Origin of the sequence: Phaeobacter sp. A36a-5a (assembly GCF_037911135.1) — a bacterium.
Taxonomy (GTDB): domain Bacteria; phylum Pseudomonadota; class Alphaproteobacteria; order Rhodobacterales; family Rhodobacteraceae; genus Phaeobacter; species Phaeobacter bryozoorum.
This window is the reverse complement of sequence record NZ_JBBLYU010000007.1, coordinates 1-16,311: the sequence shown is the minus strand read 5'-3', so window position 1 is coordinate 16,311 and position 16,311 is coordinate 1. Positions and strand designations below refer to the sequence as shown.

Sequence of the window (16,311 nt, the reverse complement as noted above, 5' to 3'; positions counted from 1 at the left end):
CCGGTAAATGCAGGGGTTGGACCTCGCCTATATGCTGGGGCTGGTGCCGGTGCTGCTGAGCTATGTGCCGCTGACGCTGTTCATGGCGGTGGTGGCCATGGCGCTGGCACTGGTGCTGGCGTCCCTCTTGGCGGTGGAACGGGTGCTGCGGATCCCGGTGCTGGACCAGCTGGTGGTGCTGTTCATCAGCTTCTTTCGCGGCACGCCGCTTCTGGTGCAGCTGTTCCTGTTCTACTACGGGCTGCCGCAGGTGTTGTCGGTGCTGACCCAGATTGACGGGGTCACCGCGGCAATCATGGGGCTGACCCTGCATTTTGCTGCCTATATGGCCGAAAGCATCCGCGCCGCCATTCTGGGGGTGGATCGCAGCCAATGGGAGGCGGCGCAGTCGATCGGCATGACCCGCGGCCAGATGATGCGCCGTATCGTGCTGCCGCAGGCGGCCCGGATCGCGGCGCCGACGCTGGTCAATTACTTCATCGACATGATCAAGGGCACTTCGCTTGCCTTTACGCTGGGGGTCACTGAAATGATGGGGGCGACCCAGAAAGAGGCCGCAGGCAGTTTCCTCTATTTCGAGGCCTTCCTGGTGGTGGCGGTGATCTACTGGATTCTGGTGGAGGCGCTGTCGCTGGCGCAGCGGCTCCTGGAGACCCATCTGAACAAGGCCTATGCACGATGAGCGATGCAAGATCCGACACCGCGATTTCCATCACCGGGCTGCGCAAGACATTTGGCGACGCGGTGGTGCTGGATGGCATCGATCTGACCATCCAGCCCGGCGAGCGTATCGTCATCATCGGCCCGTCGGGCACCGGCAAATCGACGCTGCTGCGCTGCCTGAATTTCCTCGATGCCCCCGATGCCGGTCTGATCCGCATCGGCGATCTGGCGGTGGATGCCGCCCGCGCCAGCAAGGCAGAGATCCTGGCCCTGCGCCGGCGCACGGGGTTCGTGTTTCAGAACTATGCGCTGTTTGCCAATAAGACGGCGGCGGAAAACATCATGGAGGCGCTGGTCACCGTTCAGAAGCAGCCCCGCGACACAGCCCGCGCCCGCGCGCTGGAGATCCTGGCGGAGACCGGTCTGGCGGAGAAGGCCGATGCCTATCCCGCCAGCCTGTCGGGCGGCCAGCAGCAGCGCGTCGGCATTGGCCGCGCCATGGCGCTGGGGGCCGAGCTGATGCTGTTTGACGAGCCGACCTCGGCGCTGGATCCCGAATGGGTGGGCGAGGTGCTGGCGCTGATGCGCAAGGTCGCCGAAGAGCGCCAGACCATGCTGATCGTCACCCATGAGATGCAGTTTGCCCGTGAGATCGCCGATCGCGTGGTCTTCATGGAAGGTGGGCGGATTGTCGAACAGGGCCCGCCGGCGCAGATCTTTGACGCGCCACAGGATCCGCGCACAAGGGCCTTTCTGCGGCGGGTGGGGTGACGCCCGCCGTCGGAGCCATCAATCGCAGAGACGATCCAGACGCAAAAAGCGGGCCAGTGGCCCGCTTCTTTCCATCGCGAGGATGGGTATTCCTGAGACGCTGTCAGCCTGGGATCCACACCCTGCCCTGCTCAGGCGCGCCGGGCGGAGGTCAGATCCTGCCGCACCCCATCAGATCGCAAGCGATCAGTTGGTGGTGGTGGTGGTGCTGGTTTCGTCGTCGTCGTTCAGGATCACACCCAGAATGACCGCAGCGGCAACGCCGCCTGCAATCAGAGTGCCCTGCTCAAGGCCGGTACCGCCGAGCAGGGTCGGGGTGCCTTCTTCCTGAGCGGAGGCGGTGGTGGTTGCGGCCAGGGTGGCCAGGGCGAGTGCTGCGAAGAACTTGTTCATAATCCAAAACTCCTTTGGAGACCGTTGAGCTGAGAGTAGGTGAGTTACCCTTTGAATTCAACGCAGCTTTTAGCAGCAATATCCCGGGGACTGGAATTTTTTTTCCGACGTTGCCGAGATATCGCTCATTTGGGCGGATCTGGCTCCAAACCGCCTGTTTTTCATAGCCTCCGGGGCCGGATCAGCCGCCGGTGGTCAGCTGACGGATGCGCAGATAGCCCACATTGGGGCCTGCCCATTGGCGCGACTGCCAGACCCGGCCGCTGCGCGAATCTACCCAGTAGTCATTGACGATCTCGCCGCCGCGCCCCGGCTGGCTGGGCTGGCAGCGTTCCTCGATGTGGCGGGTCGGGTAGCGCAGCTCCACGATGACAACCGGATCAGCCCCGAGATCGCGGCGGCTGCAGAGTATGTCGAGCTGCCAGGCGTCATTGTCGAGCCCGCGGATATGATAGCGCCGGGCGCCGCTGCGCAGGGGTCCACCGGTCTCCCCCGCCACCAGGGCGGAGCTGGACAGGATGTCATTGCCAAGGTTGCGGGTGGCCACCAGAACGCCGTTGCGCAGGGTCAGGCTGATATTATCCTCGGTGCGCCAGACCGCCACCGTGCCGGGGCTGTCATCGCGGCGCAGCTGCTGGCGCGACAGATAGGCAAAGACATCGTTTTTCTCGATGGTGACCTCGATATAGGGGTCCTTGATCTCATCCAGACCGGCGCGGGTCAGCGGCGGGCGCGCGGCCGGATCCGCCCGGCCCCCGGCCAGCCGGGCGCCAACCCGGTCCGACAGGTTGCGCAGCAGTTCGACCTGCAGGGGCGGCGCGTCCGGTCCGCGGCTACAGGCGGTCAGCGCCAGCAGCCCCAGCAGGGCGACAAACGGGGCCAGACGCCCCCGGGGGTGACCCGTTGCAGACATCATCATTCCCAGATCCTCGCCCGTTGCCGGGTCAGCTGCGCGCGGTGGGCCTCGCGGATTTGTCCATAAAGCCGGTCGGGGACATGCACCCGCTGGCCACCATCCCGCTGGGTCGGGCGCACCACCATGCCAAATGTATTGCGGCTGGGTTTGCCCAGAAGCCAGTCCAGCGGGATGCTGAAGCGGAAGCCCTTGTCAAAGGAGCCTTCGCCAAAATCCTCGGAGGAGACATCGGTGAGGGTAAAGAAGCCGCCGACCCGCCAGCCATTGGCAAATTCGCGGTCCAGGCTGAAGGTGGCGCCATAATCGCCGGCCAGATAGCGCCCGGCATCCACCTGCATATGGTAGCCTTTGTCGAGCTGGTAATAGGCCGAGGCATGGCCGGTGAAGGTCTTGTAATCGCGAAACGACAGCCGCTGATCGTAATCGCGCTGCACCACGTAGTTGGTCTCAATCCCAAGCGCCAGACGGCTGGAGACCGGTTTCCACAGCAGCTCGCCCGAGACGCCGCCAAACATGCTTTCAAACAGACCGACGGTGCTGCGGGCATAGAGATCCCGCCCCATCTGCCATTGCTTCGTGACATAGAGGTTTTTCAGCGTAGTGCCGAATTGGGCATATTCCCTCGCATCTGTCCGCACCCGTGGCAGCACCGAATTGGAGGCGCGCCCGTCTGCCACATTGCCCCAGACCCGCTGGCGGAGGGTGCCCGCGATGCGCCAGCCCGGGGCGGGCGCATAAGAGGCCTTCAGATCCACCCCCACATCCAGCCGGAACGGCAGATCCGGGTCAAAATAGGACGGCGCGGTATAGGGGCTGATGGAGGTGGAAAACGCCGGGTAGAGATCCTGCGCGACCAGCGCCTCCCCGGCCAGCGGGCCTGCCTCCTGCAGGCCGGTCACCGCCCAGAGCGCCTCGGTGGCGTCGGGGTGATGTTCCAGCGCCTCCAGATCGCTGCGCCGGATCACCACCTGCGACAGCGCCAGCCCACCGCGCATCGGCACGATTTTCAGCGTCTCCACCGAGGGCGGCAGCAGCCGTGCCATGGCGCGGGCGGCGCGGCCGATGGCCAGGGTCTGGGCGCGGTAACGGGGATTGCGATAGCGCAGCTCGGCCTCGGTGCCATCTGCGGGCAGGGTCAGCGCCTCAAGAATGAGCCCATCCTGTTGTAGCGCCGCGCTCATCAGATCCCGCAGGGTGGTCTTGGCGCGGGTGCTCCGGGCCCAGTCGCGGCTCCAATGGGCCTCCTCGGTGGCCCAGCTGCTGCGCGGCGCCACCGGCACCGGCGCGCTCACCCGCATCGGCTGGGGGGGGTGTTTCGGATTGAGCTGGATCTGCGCGGTCACCCCCAGTTCCGAGCCATAGAGGTAATAGGCCCCCAGCCGCAGCCCCGGTCTGGCCTGGTATTCGGCGCCGAAGCTGAAGGAGGATTTGCGCTCAAACACATTCGGAGCGCCGGTCTCCAGCACATAGGCATCGGAGGAATATTCCGCCTTCAGCCCCCAGCGGTCATTGGGCAGCCATTCGATGCCTGCAAAAGGCGCCATCTCGCCGCGAAACCACTGGTCATAGGACAGTTCACCGCCGGTACTGCCGGCCGTGAACCCCGGTCTGCTGCCGGCCAGGCTGCCGATGGATCCGCTGGTGCCCAGGCGTCCCCAGCCCAGACCGGCGGTCAGCTTCAGCCGCCCGGCCCCGCTGCGATGGCTGAGGGCGGGGGTGTCAAAATTCTTGGTGGCGACGATATATTCGCCGGCATAAATCCCGGTGCCGGCAAAATCCTGCAGGCCCAGGGTCACGGCCGGACGATAGCGCCCCTCGCGCAGCAGCCGCAGCCGCACGTCAAAGCCGCGGTCATAATAGGTGGAGAAGCCGGCAATCCGCGCGCCATTGGTCTGGATGCCATTGTAGCGGAACGCGGCGCTGAGCCAGGGCGTGGCCTGAAAGGTCAGATTGTAGCGGGCCTGACCGCCAAACCAGGAATAGGTGGCGGCAAACTGCCCGTCCGGCAGCATTTCGGCGCTTGGCATGTCCACCAGACCGGGGGAGCCGTAGAAATTGAGGCTGGGGGCGGGCAGCGGTTTGAAGCGCGGGGCCTCCGGCTTGGGCGCGGTGAGCGCATCCTGCGCCTGTGCGGCCCCTGCACCCAGACCCGGACTGAGACCCAGCACAGCCACACAGGCAGAGGGCAGAAGCACCGAAGCGCGGAAAGATCGAAGAGCAAAGATCACGGGCGGGCTGCCTTGTTGTCTGGTCGGGGCTTCGGAGGGTCCGAGAATCGGCGGGCCGATCCGCAGCTCTGCGCCCCGGGGGCGCGGTTGGCCCGGTTAGACCACAAAAGCCGCAGGCGGATCAACGATCTGGCCAGCGCCGACGCCTGCCGGAGATCGACCTGTGACCGGCAAACTATAGTGTCTGCGCATTCCTCCCGATGACCGCTCCCCAGTTCCCGCCCCCAGTTGCCATCCCCGGTTGTCGGCGCTGTCCGTCAGCGCGACGGGCGATGTGACAGGACACCGGGTCGTCAGGAGGTCTTGCGCGCCTCTTCGGGGGTGCGGTAGCCCTCGACCCAGCGTTTGATCAGCGCCCGGGCCGCGCCTTCGTCTCCTGCTGCCACTGCCTGGCGCAATCCGCGGATCAGCGCGGCGACCTCGATTTCCGACAGCACCGCCTCGCGGGCGCAGAAGATCTTCTGATGGCGGGTGGTGATCAGGTCCGAACTCAGCGTCAGCTCTTCCTGCATCTTTTCGCCGGGGCGCAGCCCGATGATCTCGATGGCGATATCGCCGTCGGGATCCTCATCGTCGCGCACCGAATAGCCGGCACTTTCGATGACCTGACGGGCCAGCTGCAGGATCGAGATCGGCTCGCCCATGTCGAGCACAAAGACCTCGCCGCCAAGCGCCTCGGCGCCGGCCTGAAGCACCAGCTGCACCGCCTCGCGGATGGTCATGAAATAGCGTTTGACGCGCGGATCGGTGACGGTGACCGGCCCGCCGCGGCTGATCTGCTCCTGAAACAGCGGCACCACCGACCCCGAGGAGCCGAGCACATTGCCAAAGCGCACCATGGTGAAGATGGTGCCGGGATTGCGGGTGGCCAGATCCTGCACCACCAGTTCCGCCATCCGCTTGGAGGCGCCCATCACATTGGTCGGGCGCACCGCCTTGTCCGAGGAAATCAGGATAAAGCGTTCCACCCCGCTGCGCGCCGCCGCGCGGGCCAGGGTTTGCGTGCCAAAGACATTATTGGCCAGACCGGGCAGCGGGTTGGCCTCCACCAGCGGCACATGTTTATAGGCCGCCGCATGCAGCACCACCTGCACGCCGTGATCGGCCAGCACCATGCGCACCTGGCGCGGATCGGTGACCGAGCCCAGCACCGGCACCAGGTCGATACCGGTGCCTTCCAGCTGCTGCTCCAGCTCCTGATGGATGGTGTAAAGCGCCAGTTCCGACAGCTCGTAGAGCACCAGTTTGCGCGGCCGGCAGGCCAGCACCTGACGGCAGAGTTCGGAGCCGATGGACCCGCCGGCGCCGGAGACCAGCACCACCCGGTTCTGATAGGACCCGCTGGCCTCCTGCAGGGGCACATCGCGGGTGGCCCGACCGAGGAAATTCTGCGGCGCGACGGGTGTCAGCTTGTCCACCAGCGCCTCTTCGCCGATGAGCTGGGCAAAGGAGGGCAGCGCCTGTACCTCCAGCCCGATCCGCTGCAGGCGCTGGATGATCTGGGCCTGTTTCGGCTGGCTCTGCGAGGGCATCGCCAGCAGCACCCGTTTGACCTGGCGGGCCTCGGCCAGCTCGGCGATGCGGGCGGGCGGGAACACCGGCAGCCCCACCAGCGTCACCCCCTGCAGCGAGGTATTGTCATCGACAAAGGCGACAGGATCAATGCCGTCATGGGCCTTCAGCGCCTGGGCCAGCTGGGCGCCGGTGGTGCCGGCCCCGTAGATCAGCACCCGGCAGCGCGGCTGGGCGCGCCGGTAGATCGCCACCACCACCTGATAGAGCAGCGCCCGCGCGGCCAGAAGGCAGAGAAAATAGGTGGTGGCAAAAACCACATGGGTGCCGGGCGGCAGATCCGGGCCAAACAGCAGCGTCAGCCCCGCCGTGGCTGCGGCGGTGATCGAGGCCAGCAGCGCGGTCAGCCCGACGGCATGGCGCTCATAGGCGTTGAGCTGCACCTTGGGCAGCCCCAGCCACAGCGCCACCGCCGCCGCCAGCGCCAGCACATAGGGCAGCACCGGCAGCATGGCCGCCAAGGTGGCCAGCGCCGATCCCGGCAGCGGCAGCACCAGAAAGGTCAGGAACAGCGCCAGCGGGATCAGGGTGAGATCAATGGTGAGAAAGATATATGATTTCTGTTTGCGTGACAGCGCACTGATCAGATTGAACATCCCTGGCCGTCCCCGCTTCCAGTCCCCGGTGGCCGCCTGCAGTCCGGGGCGGCCCGTCGATATGTCCCGATGTCGCGCCGAAGTCACCCCGATGCACATCGTTTCAAATGTGTTTTTATCAATCCCCGCAGCAGGTCCCCGGACCCTCATGCGCTGGGTCTCTCTGGCTGCGGGCCTATGTTTCTTTGGTCCAACCTTCGGGCCCTGTCCAGGAAATCCAGCCTGAAACATCCAAAGGTCATCCGGAGATCACTTTAGACCCATTTAGGGGCTAATACAAAACCGCAACCAGCAAAAAAGCGCCGCCTGCCGGTGATTTGCCCGGTGATTTGCCCGTTTTGCCGCGCCGGTGACCTGCCCCGAGCCTTGATGCCGGTTCTGAAGGCCCCGGTGCCGCCGGAGTGGCGGAGGTGGCGGGTCCCCTGCCGCTCCGGGGGGGGCGATATGGGCCCGTCCGGCGGGAAACGGCCGCTCCGGGGGGCGAATCATCGGATCCCCGCAGACCTGTTCTCAGCCGCGCCGGAACAGGTTGCCGATAGTCTGAAACACCAGGTCAAAATCGTAGCACATGCTCTGGTGGCGCTGGTAGATCAGGTCCAGCCGCGCCTTCATCGGCACGCAGAGGCGGGAATAGACCTGATCGGTTTCCTCGGCGGTGGTGCAGCGCGCCAGCAGGGCGGCCTCATGCCGGTGATAGGTGATTGAGGCCAGGCCGGTGACGCCGGGGCGCGATTTCAGCACCCGGGCATAGAGGTCGGGGTTGGCCTCGACATATTGGCGCAGCGGCGGGCGCGGCCCGACAAAGGAGAGATCCCCCTTGAGGATGTTCCACAGCTGCGGAAACTCATCCAGCCGCCGGGCGCGCAGCCAGGCGCCTGTTTTGGTGATGCGGGCCGATTTGTCGCCGCCGGAGACGCCGGTATCCTGGTCCACCACCTGCATGGTGCGCAGTTTCCACAAGGCAAAGGGCTGATCGACGCCCTTCATCCGCTCGGCCACATAAAACAGCGGGCGGCCTTCCTTCAGCAGCAGCCAGGCCATCAGCGCCAGCAGCACCGGACCCAGCACCACCACCAGAAGGCTGGCAAAGAAGAGATCAAAGAGGCGTTTGCGCCAGGTCATATGCGGGGATCCTTATCGGAAACGGAAGGGGACAACAGGCCCAGTCCGCGCGCCTCGGCCACCAGATCAGTCGCTGTGGCAACAGGCAGGCAAGCTGGCAGATCTGCGGCGGGTGCAGGCTCTGGCGTCAAAAGCCCGATCAGCCGGCTGACGTCAAGCTGCACCTCGGCAATGGCGTCACCCGGCGCGGGCCTGCGGGCAAACTCCAGCCCCGCCGCCTGCAACAGATCGCCCATTGCCACCAGCCCGGGCTGGGCGATGTTCAGCACCTGTGGCAGCGCCGGGCTGGCGATCAGGGCGGCCAGCACCTCGGCCAGGGTCCGCGGGCCGATATAGCTGCGCCGCGGCGTCTGCCCATCGGCAAATTGATCCAGGCGGAACCCGGCCCGCCAGCCACCAAGAATGGCATCAAAGCCGGCAATATTGCCAATCCTGAGCAGGGTGACATCCAGTCCCAGCTCTGTGGCGCGGGCGCAGGCGGCCTGTTCCATCTCGGCCTTGGCGACGCCATAGGGGGCCAGCGGCGCCAGCGGGGTGTCTTCCCGCAGCGGGCCGGGGGTCGCGCCATAGACCGCCGCCGAAGAGGCCAGCAGCACCCGTGGCGCCCCTGCCCCTGCTCCTGCGTCGCGCGCCCGCGCGGAGGCCTCCAGCGCAGCCAGCGCCAGGTCGCGATGCTGCACCAGCTGGCCCGCCCTCAGATCGCCGCCCGCCGTGCCGCCGGGCACCGGCCCCGCCAGGCAGAGGATCGCCGCACAGCCCACCGCCGCCTGCAGCAGCGCTTCGGGCTCTGCCAGCGGCTCGAAAACATGCCAGCCCCGGCCGTCGGGACCGGTCCCGACAGGCGGGCGGCGGCGCTGCCAGCGCAGCCCCTGCTCCGGCCCGCTCCACTGGCTGCGCAGGAGCCCGCCGATCCGCCCCGAGGCGCCCATGATCAATACCGGAGCCAATGCGGGGATCAATATGGGTGGAAAACGCATCAGCCCCCCTGTTACCGTTGCCCTTGCGGTTGACGCAGTCTGCATGCCCAGTATCTTGCGGAGAACAAAAATCAAGCCGTTTTCGGACAAGGACTCTCATGCGCCGCCTCACCCTCCTGCTTGCCGCTCTTGGCCTTGCCCTGTTGCCGGCCGCCTGTGGCCGCCTGCCCGGTGGCGCTCCCGCCAGCGAAGAGATCCTGAAAACCGCCGATGATGCGGATGCCGATTTTGCCCTTTATCCGGTGACCCGCGCCTTTCTGCCCACCGTGGCGCATTGGCCCGAAACCGGACCGCAAAGCGGCGGCGGCCAGAGCGGCAAGCGCCCGCTGAAATGGATCGGCGCCACCCGAGGCGCCAAGACCCAGATCATCCAGCCCGGCGACCTGCTGACCCTGCGGATCTGGGACAGCAGCGACAATTCCCTGCTGACCACCCCGGATGAGAAAATGGTGCAGCTGCAGGATGTGACGGTGGCGGCCAATGGCAGCATCTTCATGCCCTATGTGGGCAATGTGAACGTCAACGGGCTGACCCCGGATCTGGCCCGTGAAAAACTGCAGCGCGAGCTGGAAACCATTGTTCCCTCGGCCCAGCTGCAGCTCGATATGACCGAAGGCCGCAGCAATTCGGTGGATCTGGTCAGCGGCGTCACCACCCCCGGCACCTACCCGATGCCCGATCGCAATTACACGGTGATGGGGCTGATCGCGGCCGGCGGTGGCATCAGTGCCAGCCTCAACAACCCGCAGATCCGCCTGGTGCGCGGCAGCAGCATCTATGGCACCTCGGTGGAGGCCCTGCTCAATGATCCGCGCCGCGACACGCTGCTGCGCGGCGGTGACCGGGTGTTTGTGGAAGAGGATGCGCGCTATTTCCTGTCCTTTGGCGCCACCGGCCGTGAGGATCTGCACACGTTCACCAAGGATCAGATGTCGGCGATGGATGCGATGTCGGTTGCCGGCGGGTTTCAGGACAGCCGCGCCGATCCGCAGGGCCTGCTGGTGCTGCGCGAATACCCCGACAGTGCGCTTGCCCCCGGTCAGCGCGGCCCGCGCCAGGCGCGGGTGGTCTTTACCCTTGATCTCACATCGGCCGACGGGTTGTTCTCGGCCCGCCGCTTCCAGATCAATTCCGGCGACCTGCTGATCGCCACCGAGGCACCAGTGAACGACGCGCTGACCATCTCCAATATCATCGGCAATTTCTTCGGCGTCTTCAGCCGCGCCGGGGTGCTCTGATCGGCGCCTGCTGAGATCGGGGCGCCTCTCTTCTACAAGAGCTGTCGCGCCCGATCTGGCGGCCCGGCACCTCAGACCGTACCCGCAGAAATCAACCCAAGGCAGAGATTTTGCGCTGGCCCTTGCAGCGTCTCGAGGCTAGTCTGCCCCTGTCCTGTTCCTCCCGGTTCTGGCTTGGTTTCCATTCTGTGGTCTGGCCTTATTTTGTGGTCACGAAGCCCCCAAACCTGGCCCCGGTTCGCATTGTTATTCTGCAAAACCCTTATTTAGAGCCTATATTTGCGATGAAACCCACCACTCTTCGTGTGACCGACAGCATGCGCAGGCTGCTGGCCGACTGCCATGTGATGCCAAAACCCTGGCGTGACGAACGGGACCTGACCGCCCTCAAACGGGTGAGCCTGCCTCCGGATCTGAAACTCTCGGCGCTCACCCGACACGGGTTGAAATCGGGCGGGCTGCTGCCCCTCAGCAGCATCGGTTACATGAGTTACAGCCACTCGCCTTCGCGCAACTGGTCCGCCGGGGCCTTCTGTTCGATTGCCGCCGGACTGCGGGTTCTGGGGGACCGGCACCCGATCCGGCGGGTGTCCTCCCACCCGTTCAGCTATGGGCCGCATTACGAAAAACTGGCCCGTAGAATGGGCGCGGGGTGCAGATGGTCGGCGGGATCACCATCGGCAATGGCGCGGTGGTGGCCGCAGGCGCCATCGTCACCAAGGATGTGCCAGCCTATGCCGTTGTTGGCGGCGTGCCGGCCCGGGTGTTGAAATACCGGTTTGCAGCCCCGCTGATCGCCCGACTGGAGGCCTCCGCCTGGTGGGATTATCCGCTGGAAACGCTGGCGGCCTTCAAGATGGGGCACCCGCGCCGGTTCTGCAAAGCTTTCGAGCCGGAGAAGGACAGCCTAGCCAAACGCGAGGAACGCTGGATCACCGCCGCAGACCTGCAGGCGCTGGCAGCTCCGGTTGATGTCGCGCGGGCCTCTCTGCACCGGATTGCCGTCCAGCCGGATGAGCGGCCGCTGGGGCCGGTGTCCAAGCAGATCCGCCGCGCCTCGGATCGGCTGATCCGGCTGCTGCGCCCCGCCTGAGGCGGAGCGGGTTCGCGCTCTGATCAGTCCAGCAGCCGTTCCAGATAGGCACCATAGGCGTTTTTGGCGAACATCTCGGCGCGGGTGCGCAGCTGGTCGGCGCTGATCCAGCCCGCCTCATAGGCGATTTCCTCGGGGCAGCCGGTCTGCAACCCCTGGCGTTCCTGCAGGGTGCGCACGAAATTGCCGGCATCCAGCAGCGAGCCATGGGTGCCGGTGTCCAGCCAGGCATAGCCGCGGCCCATGGTCTCCACCCGGAGGGCGCCTTCGTCCAGATACATCTGCAACAGATCGGTGATCTCCAGCTCACCACGTGGGCTGGGGGTGACCTGCCGCGCCCGCTGCGGCGCGCTGCCGTCCAGGAAATACAGCCCCGTCACCGCATAGTTCGACGGCGGCACGGCGGGTTTTTCGATGATCTCGCGGGCGCGGCCCTCGGCGTCGAAATCCACCACGCCATAGCGTTCGGGATCGGCCACGTGATAGCCAAAGACGGTGCCGCCGCTGGTCTGCGCATCCGCCGCCGCCAGCAGTTTCGGCAGGCCATGGCCAAAGAACACATTGTCCCCCAGCACCAGCGCCGAGGGGGCGCCGGCCAGGAACTCTTCGGCCAGCACAAAGGCCTGTGCCAGACCGTCCGGGCTGGGTTGCTCCACATAGGTGAGATGAACGCCCCACTGGCTGCCATCGCCCAGAAGCCGGGTGAACTGATCCTGATCCTGCGGCGTGGTGATCACGCAGATCTCGCGGATGCCCGCCAGCATCAAGACCGACAGGGGATAATAAATCATCGGCTTGTCATAGAGCGGCAAGAGCTGTTTGCTGACCGCCATGGTGATCGGATAAAGCCGCGTGCCCGAGCCACCGGCCAGAATGATACCCTTACGTGCTGTCATGCCTGCGCTCCCAGATCCTTCAGAATATCTCTCAGCCCGGCCCGCCAATCCGGGCGTGTGATGCCAAAGACCTTCTCCAGCGTGCTGCAATCCAGCCGTGAGTTCAACGGTCGCCGCGCCGGGGTCGGATAGGCCGTACTGGGAATTTCCGCCACCGCACAGGGGAGTTTCGCCTCGGCGAAAATCTCGGTGGCGACCCCGGCCCAGCTGGTCTCGGGCTGGCCTGCAAAATGATAGGTGCCGGATTTTTCCGGCGCCGTCATCAGCTGGCGGGCGATCTCCACGCAGGCCGCCGCAATGGCCCGGGCCGGGGTCGGCGCGCCGATCTGGTCGGCCACCACACGCATCCGGTCGCGGTCCTGGCCGAGCCGCAGCATGGTCTTGACGAAATTGCTGCCATGGGCCGAGACCACCCAGGAGGTGCGCAGGATCACATAAGCCCCCCCGGCCAGGCGCACGGCGGCCTCCCCGGCCTGTTTGGACCGCCCATAGGCATTGACCGGCGCCACCGGCTCATCCGGGTGCCAGGGGCTGCTGCCCTTGCCGTCGAAAACATAATCGGTGGAGAGGGTGACAAAGGGAATGCCCAGCATGGCGCAGGTCTCGGCCATGACGCCGGGGGTGCTGCCATTGATCACCGTGGCCAGGTCCTCTTCCGCCTCGGCCCGGTCCACAACCGTATAGGCCGCCGCATTGATCACCGCGGCAGGGGCATGGGCGCGGATCATCTCGGCGCAGGCCGCAGGATCCGTGAGATCCGCCTGATCGCGGCCGAGGCAGAGAATATCATCATGCGCCGCCAGTTCCCGCGCCACCTGGCCGGTCTTGCCAAAAACGAGGATCATATACGGCTTCCTTTATGCCATAGATACAAGGCTGTAGCCCAGATAGCCAGTTCCAGAACAAAGGTCCAATGCAGCAGAAAGGACAAAACCCAATGAGGCTGGCTGGCTGGTATCTCCACCAGCGTATAGAGATGATCATTAAGCGGCGCGCCCCACAGGATGCCGCCACCGATGGTGTCCAACACCATATGCAGGAAGAGGGCGGCAAAGAACACCAACGCCGGGAGCAGCAGGGGGCGGGCAAACAAGGCCAAAACCGGCATAATCAGAGCCGCAATAGCCCCCCAGAAAGCGGGCACATGGACCCAATAGCGGTGATGATGAATGCTGCCCTGATCCACGAAATGGAACCACAGCATGTCAAAATCCGGCAGCACCGCGCCAATGAGCGCGGCGGGCATCAGCAGCCGGTGCTTCTCAGGCGCCAGCCGTGCCAGAACATAGCCGGAGGGCAGATGCGCGGTCAGCATGAGGGAGCGCTATCCGGAAGAAATACCGCCCGACCGTTAGGCCGGGCAGCGCCCGACCCTCCCCACGGGAGGGCGCTTCGCACCCGCCCAGGCTCGGGCGCTGCCCTTTGTGGTCTATCTGCCGTCACTTTCCCGTCCCCAACCGCTGGCCAACCCCGTCGCGGCTTTGCAGCGCGCGCCACCAGGCCTCATTGTCGAGATACCATTGCACCGTGCGCGCCAGCCCTTCCTCCACGGTGACGCTGGGCCGCCAGCCCAGTTCATCGCGGATACGGGAAGGGTCGATGGCATAGCGGGCATCATGGCCCGGCCGGTCGGTCACAAATGTGATCTGGTCCTTGTAAGATCCCCCGTCATCCCGGGGCCGTTTCTCGTCGAGGATCGCACAGAGCGTCTCGACCAGCTCCAGATTGCTCCGCTCATTCTCGCCGCCGATATTGTAGCTGCGCCCCACGCGCCCCTCGGACACCACCAAGAGCAGCGCATCGGCGTGATCTTCCACATAAAGCCAGTCGCGCACATTGGAGCCATCGCCATAGATCGGCAGCGGCCTGCCTGCCAGCGCATTGAGGATCACCACCGGGATCAGCTTTTCGGGGAAATGAAAGGGACCGTAGTTGTTCGAACAATTGGTCAGCACCACCGGCAGCCCATAGGTCTCGTGCCAGGCGCGCACCAGATGGTCGCTGGCGGCTTTGCTCGCGGAATAGGGCGAGCGCGGATCATAGCCGGTCTCTTCGGTGAACAGCACATCAGGGTCGGCAGGCAGGCTGCCATAGACCTCATCGGTGGAGATGTGATGGAACCGGAAGGCCTCCGGGCGGCCCGCCTCGCTCCAGTATTTCCGCGCCGCTTCCAGCATCTGATAGGTGCCGGTGATATTGGTCTCGATGAAATCCCCGGGGCCGTCGATGGAGCGGTCGACATGGGATTCCGCGGCCAGATGCATCACCACATCCGGGTGATGTCGGGCAAAAACAGTGTCTAATGCGGCGCGATCACGGATATCGACCTGCTCAAAGGCATAAAGCGGGCTGTCCGTCACAGCCGCCACATTGTCCAGACAGGCGGCATAAGTCAGCGCATCGAGGTTCACCACCTGATGGCCGCGCGCCACCGCCAGTCGGACGACGGCCGAGCCGATGAAACCCGCCCCACCTGTCACCAAAATCTTCATCTCTTATCCTTCCCACACGAAGGGGCTGTCGAAATCTTCAAACCGGGGCGCCCTGGCGTCCTTGTCGGACAGGACCGGGCTGCCGTCAAACCCCCAGGTGATGCCGCAGCTGTCCCAGGCCACCCCGCCGTCACACTCCGGCGCGTAGTAATTATTGCATTTATACAGCACCTCGGTATGCGGCAGGCGGGTGATGAACCCATGCAGGAACCCGGCCGGGATCAGCAGCTGGCGCCCGTTTTCCGCCGACAGCTCCACCCCGGTCCAGCGCCCATAGGTGGGCGAGCCCTTGCGGATATCCACCGCCACATCAAACAGCGCCCCCTGGCCGCAGCGCACCAGCTTGGCCTGGGCATGGGGCGGCGCCTGGAAATGCAGCCCGCGCAGGGTGCCCGGCTCCATCGACAGCGAATGATTGTCCTGCACAAAATCGAAATTGAGCCCCGCCTCGGCCATCCGCGCCCGGTTCCAGCATTCCGAGAAAAACCCCCGTGCATCGCCAAACCGCGCCGGTGTCAGGATCTTCACCCCCGGCAGGTCCGTGTCCTCAATCTGCATGTCCTCTCCCCCCGATCTGCTGCCGTGGTCCTGTCCTAACGCCCAGACGCCGGTGATGCCAAGGGAAAGGCACATATTGTGGTCCCAACCCACTCTGCGGCTGCCTGACAGCGGGCCCATATGGGATTTCATGAACAATTAAAGGTTTGGACACAGCGCCCTGCTAGGCTCCCCGGAAACGGGATCATAGCAGGCAGGGATGATATGCCGATATATCAGGATTACCGCGCAGTTTTGATAGATGACGCCACCGGCTGGCATGATGGCTCCGGCGTCATTCGCTATCAGTTCATCACCTCGGTGCCGGATTATTACGACTATGACCCGATCTGGGGAGATTATGACGTCGGCGGGGAATACCTGCCCGAGGGGGCGACGGTGAACATGGACCCCGCCGAACGGCAGATGATGTTGCAGGCGGTCGCAGCCTGGAACGAAGTGGCCAATCTCAACCTGATGCCCGCCGAGGGCGGGATGGCGGATCTGACCTTTGCCAGTGCCCATTTCGCCGATGACGGGCTGTTCGGCTTCATTTCCGATTTTCCCGAACCGGCTGATCTGGGCCGTACCCCGTCGCTGGCCGGGGATCTCTGGATCAACAACAGCAACCCCGATCAATATGTGCCAAACATCGGACCCATACTGGGGCATACCAGCTGGAACACCTATCTGCATGAGCTGGGCCATGCGCTGGGGCTGCGTCATCCCAATGAGCAGCCCGACAACCCCGACACCAGCGGCCAGTTCACGGTGATGTCCTATGTCGCCCATCCGGGCGAGGCGGATCTGAGCTATG

The 16,311-nt window shown here is 64.9% G+C and carries 16 protein-coding genes; 5 read left to right on the top strand and 11 right to left on the bottom strand.

Going from position 1 to position 16,311, the window contains the following annotated elements; translation table 11 throughout:
* The first annotated feature begins 7 nt into the window (after positions 1-7).
* Entirely contained in the window at positions 8-682 is a 675-nt protein-coding gene (locus WLQ66_RS18560; protein ID WP_340547826.1) for an amino acid ABC transporter permease, read from the top strand.
* A complete protein-coding gene (locus WLQ66_RS18555) occupies positions 679-1,434 on the top strand; it encodes an amino acid ABC transporter ATP-binding protein (protein WP_340547825.1) in 756 nt (251 codons plus the stop codon). The genes WLQ66_RS18560 and WLQ66_RS18555 overlap by 4 nt, the downstream gene beginning before the upstream one ends.
* Positions 1,435-1,620: 186 nt before the next feature.
* Here WLQ66_RS18555 and WLQ66_RS18550 read toward each other — a convergent pair whose 3' ends face one another.
* The 6 genes from WLQ66_RS18550 to WLQ66_RS18525 all read right to left on the bottom strand — a co-directional run bounded on the left by WLQ66_RS18550 (position 1,621) and on the right by WLQ66_RS18525 (position 9,238).
* Complete coding sequence (locus tag WLQ66_RS18550) at positions 1,621-1,827, bottom strand: hypothetical protein (RefSeq protein ID WP_340547824.1); 207 nt, start codon at positions 1,825-1,827, stop codon at positions 1,621-1,623.
* Between the two features lie 181 nt (positions 1,828-2,008).
* The gene (locus WLQ66_RS18545; RefSeq protein WP_340547823.1) at positions 2,009-2,746 is read right to left on the bottom strand and encodes a YjbF family lipoprotein; all 738 of its coding nucleotides are present in this window, start codon (positions 2,744-2,746) and stop codon (positions 2,009-2,011) included.
* Positions 2,743-4,917 carry a YjbH domain-containing protein gene (locus WLQ66_RS18540; RefSeq protein ID WP_340547854.1) on the bottom strand — a complete coding sequence of 725 codons (2,175 nt, stop codon included), beginning with the start codon at positions 4,915-4,917 and terminating at the stop codon, positions 2,743-2,745. Before WLQ66_RS18540 ends, WLQ66_RS18545 begins: the two co-directional genes overlap by 4 nt.
* Positions 4,918-5,264: 347 nt before the next feature.
* Complete coding sequence (locus tag WLQ66_RS18535) at positions 5,265-7,139, bottom strand: polysaccharide biosynthesis protein (protein WP_340547822.1); 1,875 nt, start codon at positions 7,137-7,139, stop codon at positions 5,265-5,267.
* Between the two features lie 510 nt (positions 7,140-7,649).
* Positions 7,650-8,261 carry a sugar transferase gene (locus tag WLQ66_RS18530; RefSeq protein ID WP_340547821.1) on the bottom strand — a complete coding sequence of 204 codons (612 nt, stop codon included), beginning with the start codon at positions 8,259-8,261 and terminating at the stop codon, positions 7,650-7,652.
* On the bottom strand, positions 8,258-9,238 hold the full coding sequence (locus WLQ66_RS18525; protein WP_340547820.1) for an NAD-dependent epimerase/dehydratase family protein: 981 nt from the start codon (positions 9,236-9,238) through the stop codon (positions 8,258-8,260). Before WLQ66_RS18525 ends, WLQ66_RS18530 begins: the two co-directional genes overlap by 4 nt.
* Positions 9,239-9,336: 98 nt before the next feature.
* Between WLQ66_RS18525 and WLQ66_RS18520 the strand changes: the two genes are divergently transcribed.
* Positions 9,337-10,476, top strand: a complete 1,140-nt coding sequence (locus tag WLQ66_RS18520) for a polysaccharide biosynthesis/export family protein (RefSeq protein ID WP_340547819.1) — start codon at positions 9,337-9,339, stop codon at positions 10,474-10,476.
* 652 nt (positions 10,477-11,128) lie between these two features.
* Complete coding sequence (locus tag WLQ66_RS18515; protein ID WP_340547818.1) at positions 11,129-11,569, top strand: LbetaH domain-containing protein; 441 nt, start codon at positions 11,129-11,131, stop codon at positions 11,567-11,569.
* A gap of 23 nt (positions 11,570-11,592) precedes the next feature.
* Here WLQ66_RS18515 and rfbA read toward each other — a convergent pair whose 3' ends face one another.
* The 5 genes from rfbA to rfbC form a co-directional block, all read right to left on the bottom strand.
* Positions 11,593-12,465: a glucose-1-phosphate thymidylyltransferase RfbA gene (gene rfbA, locus WLQ66_RS18510; RefSeq protein WP_340547817.1), complete on the bottom strand. Its 873-nt coding sequence runs from the start codon at positions 12,463-12,465 to the stop codon at positions 11,593-11,595.
* A complete protein-coding gene (rfbD, locus tag WLQ66_RS18505; protein ID WP_340547816.1) occupies positions 12,462-13,310 on the bottom strand; it encodes a dTDP-4-dehydrorhamnose reductase in 849 nt (282 codons plus the stop codon). Before rfbD ends, rfbA begins: the two co-directional genes overlap by 4 nt.
* The gene (locus tag WLQ66_RS18500; protein ID WP_340547815.1) at positions 13,307-13,780 is read right to left on the bottom strand and encodes a metal-dependent hydrolase; all 474 of its coding nucleotides are present in this window, start codon (positions 13,778-13,780) and stop codon (positions 13,307-13,309) included. Before WLQ66_RS18500 ends, rfbD begins: the two co-directional genes overlap by 4 nt.
* 124 nt (positions 13,781-13,904) lie before the next feature.
* A complete protein-coding gene (gene rfbB / locus WLQ66_RS18495; RefSeq protein ID WP_340547814.1) occupies positions 13,905-14,957 on the bottom strand; it encodes a dTDP-glucose 4,6-dehydratase in 1,053 nt (350 codons plus the stop codon).
* 3 nt (positions 14,958-14,960) lie between these two features.
* Positions 14,961-15,515 carry a dTDP-4-dehydrorhamnose 3,5-epimerase gene (gene rfbC, locus WLQ66_RS18490; protein ID WP_340547813.1) on the bottom strand — a complete coding sequence of 185 codons (555 nt, stop codon included), beginning with the start codon at positions 15,513-15,515 and terminating at the stop codon, positions 14,961-14,963.
* A gap of 204 nt (positions 15,516-15,719) precedes the next feature.
* Between rfbC and WLQ66_RS18485 the strand changes: the two genes are divergently transcribed.
* A partial coding sequence (locus WLQ66_RS18485; protein WP_506546821.1) for a zinc metalloprotease occupies positions 15,720-16,311 on the top strand: 592 nt, incomplete at its 3' end.